Origin of the sequence: Streptomyces thermolilacinus SPC6, from assembly GCF_000478605.2 — a bacterium.
Classification (GTDB): Bacteria; Actinomycetota; Actinomycetes; order Streptomycetales; family Streptomycetaceae; genus Streptomyces; species Streptomyces thermolilacinus.
Genome location: NZ_ASHX02000001.1, coordinates 1,224,117 through 1,235,901, shown reverse-complemented (window position 1 = coordinate 1,235,901; position 11,785 = coordinate 1,224,117). Strand labels below are relative to the sequence as shown.

Below are 11,785 nucleotides of genomic sequence, written 5' to 3'. Positions count from 1 at the left end.
ATGACCCTCGACCGCAAGGAGCGGCTGAAGCAGGAGATGCTTCGCCGACTGGCGGCACAGCAGGCCCGCAAGGACCGCAACAGGATCGCCCGCGTACCCCGGGACGGCGAGCTGCCCCTGTCGTACGCCCAGCAGCGGCTGTGGTTCCTCGACCAGCTGGAGCCGGGACGGGCCGACTACAACTCCGGTATCTGCCTGGAAGTGCGCGGCGACCTCGACCCCGAGGCGCTGCGCCGCGCGTGCGCCGCGCTCGTCGTGCGGCACGAGTCGCTGCGCACCACCTTCCGCGAGAAGGACGGCCAGGGCGTGCAGCGGGTGCGCCCGCCGCAGGAGGCCCAGGACGCGCTGGCCTTCGAGTACACCGAGGCGCGCGACGACGACACGCTCGCCGAGGCGCTGCGCGAGCGCTACAACCTGCCCTTCGACCTCGCCACCGGGCCGCTGCTGCGCGTCCACGCGCTACGGACCGGGGAGCGGCGGCACGTGCTGCTGCTGACGTTGCACCACATCATCACGGACGGCTGGTCGATGGGGCTGCTGCGCTCCGAGCTGGACGTGCTCTACCGGGCGGCGGTGGAGCGCCCCGCCGCGCCAGTCGCCGAACTCCCCGCGGCCGCGGGGCTCGCCGAACCGGCCGTGCAGTACGCGGACTACGCGGTGTGGCAGCGCGAACGGCTCAGCGGCGAGCGCTACGAACGGTCCCTGGAGCACTGGCGGACCAAACTGGCCGGGGCCGAGCCGCTGGCCCTGCCCACCGACCGGCCGCGCCCCCCGGTGCGCGGCACCGGCGGCGGCTCGCACACCTTCCGGGTGCCCGGGGCCACCGCCGACGCCATGCGGCAGGCCGCAGAAGCGCAGGACGCCAACCTGTTCATGGTGCTCGTCGCGGGCGTCCGGCTGGTCCTGTCCCGCTGGACCCGGTCGGACGACGTGGTCGTCGGCACGGTCGTGGCCGGCCGGGACGACCCGCAGCTGCGCGACACGGTCGGCTTCTTCGTCAACACCGTGGCCCTGCGCGGCCAGGTCGACGAGCGGCAGACCTTCGGGCAGCTGCTCGCCGGGGTCAAGGACGGCGTGCTGGCCGACCTCGACCACGCCGAGGTGCCCTTCGACGCCGTCGTGGACGCCGTACTCGACGAGCGCGACAGCTCCGTACCGCCGCTCGTGCAGGCCACCGTGGTCCTCCAGAACCTCGACAGCGGGCAGAGCACCGGTCTGGGCGACCTCGAGGTCGGCACCCACCCGCTGCGGCGCGAGCACTCCGTCTTCGACCTGACCTTCGAGTTCCTGGAGACCGCCGACGGCCTCGACGCGCAGATCGAGTACACCACCGAGCTGTTCGACCCGGCCACGGTCGAACGGCTCGCCCACGACCTGTGCGCGGTGCTCGGCGCCGCGGCCGACCCCCGGCCGCTGCGCGACACCGAACCGCTCGGCGCCGAAGGCCGCGCCCAAGCCCTCGACGCGGGCCGGGGAGCGGCGGGCCCCGTGCCCCGCACCCTCGGCGAACTCCTCGCGGAGCGCGCCGAGCAGCAGCCCGCGGACCTCGCCGTCGTCTCCGACCGCGAACAGCTGACCTTCACCGGACTGACCGACCGCGCCGCCCGCTTCGCCGCGTACCTGCTCCGGCGCGGACTGCGGCGCGGCGAGTTCGTCGGCGTGTGCCTGGAGCGGGGCACCGACCAGGTGGCCGCGCTGCTCGGCATCATGCAGGCGGGCGGCGTCTACCTGCCGCTGGACCCCGGCTATCCGGCGGAACGTCTCGCCTACGTCGTGGACGACTCGGGCGTCCGTACCGTCATCACCGACACGGACTGTGCCGGGGTGCTCCCCGGCACGGTCGAGCCGATACGGCTCGACCAGGTGCGCGACGAGATCCTGGCGTGCGAGCCCGCGCCGCACCTCGCCACGGCCGCCGACGCCGCGTACATGATCTACACCTCCGGTTCCACCGGCCGCCCCAAGGGCGTCCTGGTCGCCCACCACGGCATCGCGGCGCTGGCCGCCGCCCAGGGCACCCGCATGGACGTGGGCCCGGGGACGCGGATGCTCCAGTTCGCCTCACCCGCCTTCGACGCGGCGATCGCGGAACTGACCGTGGCGCTGCTGAACGGCGCCACATCCGTGGTGCTGCCCAGGGAGACGCTGCGCGGCGAGGGACTCGTCCGGGCGCTGGACGCGTACGGCATCACCCATGTGACGCTGCCGCCCGCGCTGCTGCCCAGCCTCAGACCGGAGGACCTGCGGACGCTGCGGGCGCTGCTGGTGGCCGGCGAGGCCACCCCCGGCGAGCTCGTCGCGGAGTTCTCCACGGGACGCCGGATGTTCAACGCGTACGGGCCCACCGAGTCCACCGTGTGCGCCACCATGAGCGCCCCGCTGTCCGGCCCGGCCACCCCGCCGATCGGCACGGCCATCGAGGGCACCCGCGTGTACGTCCTGGACCGCTGGCTGCGGCCGGTGGGACCGGGCGTGCCCGGCGAGCTGTACATCGCGGGCGACGGCCTCGCGTACGGCTACTGGCAGCGGCCCGCCCTGACCGCGGAGCGGTTCGTCGCCGACCCGTTCGGCCCGGCGGGCTCCCGCATGTACCGCAGCGGTGACGTGGTGCGCCGACGCGCCGACGGCCAGCTGGAGTTCCTCGGCCGCTCGGACGGCCAGGTGAAGATCCGCGGCCACCGCATCGAACCCGGCGAGGTGGAGGGCACCCTCCTGCGGCTGCCCGGCGTCGCGCAGGCCGTCGTGGACGTGCGGGGCGGCGGCACCGACCGCAGGCTCGTCGCCTACGCCGTGCCCGCCGTGCCCGGCACGCTGACCGCCGAGGGGCTGCGCGAGGAGCTGAGCGCGGTCCTGCCGGAATACCTGGTGCCGTCCGCGTTCTGCCTGCTCGACGCGATCCCGCTGACCAGCAACGGCAAGGTGGACCGCAAGGCGCTGCCCGCCGTCCACTGGGCGGGCCAGTCGGGCGTCGGGCACGTGCCGCCGTCCACCCCCACCGAGACCGCGCTCGCCGGGATCTGGGCCGAACTGCTCGGCCTGGACGCCCCGGGCGTGCACGACAACTTCTTCCGCGTCGGCGGCGACTCCGTCGGCAGCGTCCGGATGCTGTCCCGCGCCGCCGACGTGCTCGGGGTGCGGCTGCCCCCGCGCAGCGTCTTCGACCACCCGACGATCGCCGGGCTCGCCGCACTCCTGGACGCCGCCGCGGACGCCGCCCGGAACACCACCGCGGCGGACCCGGACGACGGCCGGATCACGCCCGCGCCGCGCGACGAGCCGCTGCCCCTGTCGTACGCGCAGCGCCGCCTGTGGTTCCTGGACGACTTCGAACCGGGCGGCTCCGAGTACAACTCGGGCGCCGCGCTCAGGATCTCCGGCCCGCTCGACCGGGAGGCGCTGCGGAGAGCCGTGGACGCGCTGGTGCACCGGCACGAGTCGCTGCGCACCGTCTTCGTCGCCCGCGACGGCAGCCCCGCGCAGATCGTCCGCCCGGCCGCGCCCGTGCCGCTGCCCTTCACCGACCTGGCCGGCGGCTCGGCGGCCGAACTCGACGCGGTGCTCGCCACCGAGGTCCAGCGCCCCTTCGCGCTGGACGAGGGCCCGCTGCTGCGGCTGCTGCTCGTCGGGCTCGGCGCCGAGGAGCACGTCCTGCTGATGTGCATCCACCACATCGTCACCGACGCCTGGTCGATGTCCCTGATCACCCGGGAGCTCGGCGCCCTGTACTCGGCGGCCCTGTCGCACCCCCGCACGCCCGTCGCGGACCTGCCCGCACGGGCCGGGCTCGGCGACCTGCCCCTCCAGTACGCCGACTTCGCCGTCTGGCAGAGCCGCAGGGAGTCGTCGCAGGCGTTCCAGGACTCCCTGGAGCACTGGACGCGGCGCCTGGCCGGGGCCGAGCCGCTGGAGCTGCCCACCGACCGTCCGCGCCCCACCGTGCGCGGCACCGCGGGCGCGGTCCACGACTTCGCCGTCCCCTCCGACGTCCTGGACGACCTGCACCGGCTCGGCCGGGCCAACGGCACCACCCTGTTCATGACGCTCACCGCCGCCGTGCAGCTGCTGCTGTCGCGGTGGACCGGGCAGGACGACATCACCGTCGGCACGGTCACCTCCGGCAGGGAGCGCGCGGAGCTGGAGAACATCGTCGGGTTCTTCATCAACACCCTCGCGCTGCGCACCCGCGTCGACGAGTCGGCGACCGTCGCCGGGCTGCTCGCACAGGTCCGCGAGACCGTCCTCGACGCCTTCGAGCACGCCGACGTGCCCTTCGACCGGGTGGTGGAGGCGGTGGCGCCCGAGCGCGACCCGTCGCGGCCCACCCTCGTCCAGGCGGTCGTCGCGCTCCAGAACGCGCCCGGCGACGCCCCGCGCCTCGACGGCCTGGAGCTCGCCGACCACCCCCTGGTCCGTGAGCACGCGCTCTTCGACCTCAGCCTCGACTTCGGCGAGGTGGACGGACGGCTGCTGGGCGCCCTGGAGTACAACACCGACCTGTTCGACCACACCACCGCCGCCCGCTTCGCCGACCAGCTCGTGACGCTGCTGCGGCTGCTGGCCGAGGACGACGGCCGCACCCTGCGCGACCTCGTCCCGCTGCCCGACGCCACCCGGCGCGAGCTGCTGGCCGCCGCGACCGGGCCCGCCCTCCGGTCCGGCGACGGCCACGCCCTGCGGGCCCTGGCCGCGACCGCCGAGGCGCACCCGCGGCGGCCCGCGCTGACCGCCGGGGACGTCACCCTGTCCTTCGGCGAACTCGACGCCCGCGTCAACCGGCTGGCCCGCCGCCTCATCGCCTCCGGCGCCGGGCCCGGCGACCGGATCGCCCTGGTCCTGCCGCGCACGGCGGACACGGTGACCGCCGTGCTCGCCTGCCTGCGGGCCGGTGCCGCCTACGTGCCCGTCGACCCGTCCTACCCCGACGACCGCATCCGCTCCATCATCGGCCAGGCCCGCCCGCACAGCGTCCTCACCGTCGAGGCGAGCGCCTCAGCGCTGCGCGAGCTGCTCGGCCCCGACGTGGCGGTGGCCTCCCTGGACGGGGAGCTCGCCACCGCGCTCGCCGAGGGCGACGCCTCGCCGCCGGACGACACCGACCGCACCCGGCCGCTCACCGACGCCCACCCCGCCTACGTGATGTACACGTCCGGCTCCACCGGCACCCCCAAGGGCGTCGTGGTGAGCCACGGCAACCTCCGGGCCATGATCGACGGCTACCGGGCGGTCGTCCTCGACGCGCTGCCCGACCCGCGGCGGCCCCGGCGCGCCGCGCACATCGCCGCCTTCTCCTTCGACGCTTCCTGGGACCCCCTGGTGTGGCTGCTCCACGGCCACCACCTGCACCTGGTGGACGAGCGGACCCGGCTGGACGCCGAGGAGCTGTGCCGCGCCCTGCACGACTGGCGCGTCGACTACTTCGACGCGACCCCGTCGTACCTCACCCAGCTCGTCGCGGCCGGACTGCTCGACGAGGGCGCCCACCGGCCCGAGGTGATCACCGTCGGCGCCGAGGCGCTCGACGACGCCCTCCTCGCCCGGCTGCGGGACGCCGGGGTGGCCACCGGCTACAACTTCTACGGCCCCACCGAGAACACCGTGAACAGCGTGTACTGGCCGATCAGGGAAGGCGAGCGGCCGCTCATCGGCCGCCCCATGCCCGGCGTGCGCGCCCACGTCCTGGACGCCTCGCTGCGGCCGGTGCCCGTCGGGGTGCACGGCGAGCTGTACCTCGGCGGCGCGGGCGTCGCCCAGGGGTACGCCGGGCGGCCCGACCTGACGGCGGAACGGTTCGTCGCCGACCCCTTCGGCCCGCCCGGCAGCCGCCTCTACCGGACCGGCGACGTGGTCCGCTGGACCCCCGGCCACGAGCTGGAGTTCATCGGCCGCGCCGACAACCAGGTCAAGATCCGCGGCTTCCGCATCGAGCTGGGCGAGATCGAGGCCGTCCTGGCCGCGGTGCCCGGCGTGCGGCACGCCGTCGCCGTCGTACGCGAGGACTCGCCCGGAGTCCGCCGCCTGGTCGCCTACGTGGTGGCCGACGGCGTCTCCGCCCGGGAGATCAGGGCCGCGGCCTCCGCGTCCCTGCCCGAGTACATGATCCCGGCCGCCGTGGTGCTGCTCGACGAGCTCCCGCTCAACGCCAACGGCAAGCTGGACCGCAAGGCCCTGCCGCAGCCCTCCCACGACGCCCTCGCCGGCGCCGCGTACGTGGCGCCGCGCACCGCGACGGAACGCCTCCTCGCCGAGATCTGGGCCGAGCTGCTCGGCGTCGAACGCGTCGGGGTCGAGGACAACTTCTTCGAGCTCGGCGGCGACTCCATCCTCAGCATCCAGCTGGTGTCCCGGGCCCGCAAGGCCGGGCTCGTCCTGACCTCGAAGGACGTGTTCGTACGGCAGACCGTGGCCGGACTCGCCGCCGGGATCGACGCGGACGCCCCGTCCGGCGGCGCCGGGGCCGGGGCGGAGCAGGGCACCGTGACGGGGGAGGTGCCGCTCACCCCCGTACAGAGCTGGTTCCTCGACAGCCACCCCGCGGCGCCCGAGCACTTCGACATGACGCTGCTCGTCGAACTCGACGAGACCGTCGACCTCGCCCTGATGCCCCAGGTCGTCGCGGCCCTCCTGGAGCAGCACGACATGCTCAGGCTGCGCGTCACGCGTCAGGACGGCGGGTGGACCCAGACGATCGTTCCTGAGGAGGACCCGCTGCGCGTCTGGCAGGTCGTCGACGCCTCCGGGATGAGCGACGACGCGCTGGACGCGGCGATACGCGAGCGGGCGCACCGCCCGCGGACCGCGGGGCGTCTGGAGTCGGGCCCGCTGTTCGAGGCGGTCGCCTTCGACGGCGGCGCCACCCGTCCCACCCGGCTGCTGCTCACCGCCCACCACCTGGTGGTCGACGGGGTGACCTGGCGGGTCCTCCTGGAGGACCTCGCCGCCGCCTACGAGCAGGCCGCGGCCGGGAAGCACCCCGACCTGGGCGCCAAGTCCACGTCGTTCCAGCAGTGGGCTACCCGGCTCGCCGCCTTCACCCGCGACGGCGGCTTCGACGACGAGGCCGCCCACTGGGCGGGCGTCATCGACGGCGCGCCGGTCGATGTGCCGCTGGACCACCCCGGCGGGGACAACACCGTCGCCTCGCAGGAGACGGTCGTCTCCGCGCTGTCCGAGGAGCACACCCGGCTGCTGTTGCAGCGGGTTCCGGGTGTCTTCCGCAGCCGCATCAACGATGTGCTGCTGGCCGCCCTGGGCCGCGTACTGGAGGGGTGGACCGGCTCGTCCCGGGTGCTGGTCGAGCTGGAGGGCCACGGCCGCGAGGAGCTGTTCGACGACGTGGACCTCTCCCGTACCGCCGGCTGGTTCACCACCGTCCACCCGGTCGTCCTCGACCTGCCCGGGGACGCGGACTGGCGCCGGACGGTGTCGGCCGTCAAGCGGCAGCTGCGCCGCGTGCCCCGCAACGGCATCGGCTTCGGCGCGCTGGCCCACCTGGGCACAGAGGAGCAGCGGGCCGGGCTGAGCGACCTGCCGATGGTGCCGGTCTCCTTCAACTACCTCGGCCAGTTCGGCGGCCAGGGCGGCGGGGACGGCTTCTACCGCGGCTTCCTCCAGAGCCCGGGCGGCGACCACGCCCCGTCCGAACTCCGTACGAACATCCTGGACGTCACGGGCAGCGTGTCGGGCGACCGGATGGAGTTCTCCTGGACCTACTCGGCGGCCCTCCACCGGCGGGAGACCGTCGAGCGGCTCGCGCGGGCCTTCGACGACGGCCTGCGCGAGATCGCGGAAGCGTCCGCACCCGCCGGCAGGCCCGTCGGCAGGCGGACCGACGCACCAGCGGACTGACCAGCGAGCGGACCACCCACAGGCAGACCGACCGACAAGCACAGCCAGCGACAAGCACAGCCACCGACAAGCACAGCCACCGACAGGCGGACCGGCACCGGACCCGCCGGTACGAGACCCGTGGCCGACAGACCCCGCACAACGCGGACGGCTCGCACGAAAGGAAAGACCCCAAATGAGCAACCCCTTCGAGGACGAGAACGCCACCTATTTGGTCCTGGTCAACGACGAGGGCCAGCACTCCCTGTGGCCGTCCTTCGCCGAGGTGCCGGCCGGCTGGGAGACCGTCCTGGCCGAGGTCCCGCGCGCCGAGGCCGTCGAGTACATCAACACCCACTGGACCGACATGCGCCCCAAGAGCCTCGTCGAGGCGATGGGCGCCTGAGCGGGACGGCGCAAGGAGCGGGGCCCCGGCCGGATCGGCCGGGGCCCCGCCCCGTTTCCTCGCTCCCGTACCGCTACTCGCGGACGCCGCGGCGACCACCGACACGTAGATCAGCGGGGACCCGGCGGGCAGCGGACGGCCCAGGAAGGCGACGCTCAGCGCCCCCAGCGGCAGCACGGTCATCGCGGTGCCCAGCAGCACCGCGATGGAGCACATCAGCAGCGACTCCCAGCGCAGGGTGCGGATCACCTGGCGGCGGGTCATGCCGATCAGCCGCATCAGGGCGAACTCGCGGGACCGGGCCGCGCTCGCCACGACCAGGGTGTTGACGACGGCGATGGCGATGTAGGCGAGGATCATCGCCAGGCCCGCCAGGTTGACCCAGGCGGCGAGCGTGGCCTCCTCCCGCACCCCGGCGGAGAAGCCGTCCCGGTCGCTCACGGACAGCGAGGGATGCTTCTCGGCCAGCGCGCGCAGCGCCGCGCCGACGGCCGCGTGGTCGCCGCCGTCCCGGACCCGCACCAGCAGCTGCCCGGGGGCGCGCGCCGTGGTGTGCCCGGTCAGCACCTCCTGGGGCACCGTCATCTCCCCGAAGCCCATGGCGCGTTCGTACGTGGCGACCAGCTTCAGCCGGGCCGGGGTGCCGTCCCCCAGGTACAGCTCCACCTGCTCGCCGACCGACGCGCCCAGCAGGGACGCCTGGGTGTCCTCCATGGCGAGCGTCCTGCCGCGCAGGTTGCCGATGTCACCGTCCACGACCCCGAGGTCGATGGTCCGGGACAGCTTCTCGGGGGTGACGCCGCGCAGCGGGAAACCGGCCAGCTCCTTGTCCTCGAAGACGGTGACGGACATGAACGCCTTCGACGTGGACACGGCCGTGGCCACCTCCACGTCCCCGATCGCGCGGACCCGCTCGACCACCTGCGGGGCCAGACCGCCCGAACCACCGTCGCTCACCACGTAGTCGGCGCCGAGACCCTCCTCGACCTGGCGGCCCGCGACCGCCGACATGGTGGTCTGGGTGTAGACGAGGGTCACGCTGAAGCCGATGGCGAGCACCAGCGGCATCACCGCGGAACTCATCCTCCGCGCCGCCGTGGCGCTGTTGGACGCGGCGAGGAAGCCGCTGATCCGGCTCGCCCGCAGCGGCAGCCCCAGCACGGCGACCAGGGCGCGCACCACCAGCGGCCCCAGCAGGGACAGCCCGACGAGACCGATCAGTGCCGCGCCGCCCGCCCCGGCGGCGCCCAGCTCGCTGCGCATCACCAGCGGCATCACGGCCGAGAGGGTGCCGATGCCGAGGAGGGCGAGACCGAGCAGCACCCGCCAGACGGGCAGCCCGCGGCGCTCCACGGCCGCCTCGCCGAACGCGTCCACGGGGTTGATGCGGGCCGGCCGGTGCGCCGCGATCAGTCCGGCCACGAGGGCGGTGGCGACGCTGAGGACCAGCGCCGCCACCATCGGCGCGGGACCGACGACCAAGGGGAGATCGTCGGGGATCGCGCCGAACCCGGCGAACAGACCGCGCAGCAGTTCCGCGACGGCCACGCCGGGAGCACAGCCCAGGACACCGGCGACGACGGCCACCAGCAGCGCCTCGGACAGGACCAGCTTGTAGACCTGCCGGGGCGTGGAGCCGATGGCGCGCAGCACCGCGAACTCGCGGCGCCGCTGGTTGACGGACAGACCGAGGGTGCCCGCGACCACGAACATGGCGACGAAGGCCGCCATGCCGCCGAAGGAGGTCGCCACCAGCAGGAGCAGCCCGCTGGAGGAGCCGACATCGGGGAACTCCAGCCTGCTCCGGTCGTTGCCGGTGTAGGCGACGGTCCCGGAGACGGCCTTCTCGATCCGGTCCGCCAGTGCCTCGGCGTCGGTGCCCTCGGCGGCGAGCACCCCGACGGCGTCGAACGCGCCGGGGTGGCCGGACAGCCGGGCCGCGGTGGCGGGGGTGAAGAACACCGCGCTCTGCCGGTCGAGTCGGGCACCGTCGGCCGGTGCGGCGATCCCGGAGACCCGGTACCGGGCGGGGACGGACTCGACGACCACCGTGACCCGGTCCCCGACGCGGGCACCGGCGGCCCGGGCGACGGCCGGGTCCAGCACCACGTCGTCGGCGGACGCGGGCGCCTCGCCCTCGGACAGCCGGAACGGCCCGAGGACCGCGCTGTCCCAGCCGTGCCCGTACAGCGGCTCGGTGGCCGCGCCGGGCACGACGGCGGCGAAGGTGTGGTCGCCGACGGCGCGCTTCACGCCCGGGACACGGGCCACCGCGCGGACGGTGGACTCCTTCAGCCGGGCCCGCTCGGGCAGGGTCTCCCGGACGGTGAAGTCACCGCCCGGGACGCGCAGGGTCTGGTTGCCGCCGACCATGACCGCGGCCCCGGCGTAGCGCTCGGGCCGCACGGACGTCCGCAGGCCGGACTCGACGAGGATGCCGGACGCGGCGAGCACCGTCGTCCCGCAGAACAGCGCCACGAAGGCGCCGAAGAACGCCGCCTTGCGGGCGCGCAGCGTCTTCCACGCGATCTCGAACACGGTCACCGGCCCCCGAGGTGCGTCATGCGCTCGGCGACGGCCTCGGCCGTGGGGGAGTCCATGCGCTCGACGAGCCTGCCGTCGGCGAGGAAGAGCACGCTGTGCGCGTACGACGCGGCGACGGGGTCATGGGTGACCATCAGCACCGTCTGCCCCAGGTGGTGGACCAACTCCTGGAAGAGCTGGAGCACTTCCTGCCCGGTACGGGAGTCCAGGGCACCGGTCGGCTCGTCGGCCATGATGATGTCGGGGCGGCTGATCAGCGCGCGCGCGATCGCCACCCGCTGCTGCTGGCCGCCGGAGAGCTCGGACGGGCGGTGGCCCAGCCGGGCGGTGATCCCGACCCGGCCCGCGATCTCCTCCAGCCAGCCGCGGTCCAGGGACGCGCCGCTGAGCCGCAGCGGCATGGTGATGTTGTCCTTCACGGTGAGCGAGGGCAGCAGGTTGTACGCCTGGAAGACGAACCCGATCCGGTCCCGCCGCAGCCGGGTCAGCCCCGTCTCGCGCATGCCCGAGAGCGGAACACCCCCCAGCCAGACCTCGCCACTGCTGGGCCGGTCCAGTCCGGCGGCGCAGTGCAGAAATGTGCTCTTCCCGGAACCGGAAGGGCCCATTACCGCGGTGAAGCTGCCGCGCGCAAGCTCTACGGAAATACCCCGAAGGGCTTGCACCGCATTCCCACGGGAGCCATAATGCTTGGTCACGTCGCGCACGACCAGGGCAGGCGCGTCGGGTGTGCTGAAATTCATGGAACCATCGGACAAGAGGAACCCCCGCTCGGAATGACGCCGGGACGCTATCACGAGGCCGCGAAGGCGGACAATGCAGACCTGAATGCACCAGGGGGGGTAGACGCAGATATACCAGAGGGGCGGGAAATCGCCTGCGTACTGCGGAAAAGGTTCCATCAGGCCCGGCCGGACGTGTGCTATCTGGTGGCTGCGGCCCGATCGGCCGCACTCTCCTGGATCGCGCTCCCCTTACTCGTTTCCGCTTGCGTGATATCCGTGCTGGGGC

General features: G+C 74.0%; 3 protein-coding genes and 1 pseudogene. 2 read left to right on the top strand and 2 right to left on the bottom strand.

Features of this window, described 5'->3' with window-relative positions; all coding sequences use genetic code 11:
• Both J116_RS05200 and J116_RS29855 read left to right on the top strand, forming a co-directional pair.
• Window positions 1–7,845 (top strand): non-ribosomal peptide synthetase, encoded by a 7,845-nt coding sequence (locus J116_RS05200; protein WP_023590398.1) that lies wholly within the window; start codon window positions 1–3, stop codon window positions 7,843–7,845.
• Window positions 7,846–8,020: 175 nt separating this feature from the next.
• On the top strand, window positions 8,021–8,230 hold the full coding sequence (locus J116_RS29855; RefSeq protein WP_023590399.1) for an MbtH family protein: 210 nt from the start codon (window positions 8,021–8,023) through the stop codon (window positions 8,228–8,230).
• A gap of 138 nt (window positions 8,231–8,368) precedes the next feature.
• Here J116_RS29855 and J116_RS31355 read toward each other — a convergent pair.
• Both J116_RS31355 and J116_RS05190 read right to left on the bottom strand, forming a co-directional pair.
• Window positions 8,369–10,708, bottom strand: a pseudogene (locus tag J116_RS31355) (ABC transporter permease); the annotation flags it as partial.
• A 62-nt stretch (window positions 10,709–10,770) separates the two neighbouring features.
• The gene (locus J116_RS05190) at window positions 10,771–11,517 is read right to left on the bottom strand and encodes an ABC transporter ATP-binding protein (RefSeq protein ID WP_028964634.1); all 747 of its coding nucleotides are present in this window, start codon (window positions 11,515–11,517) and stop codon (window positions 10,771–10,773) included.
• Window positions 11,518–11,785: the final 268 nt, after the last annotated feature.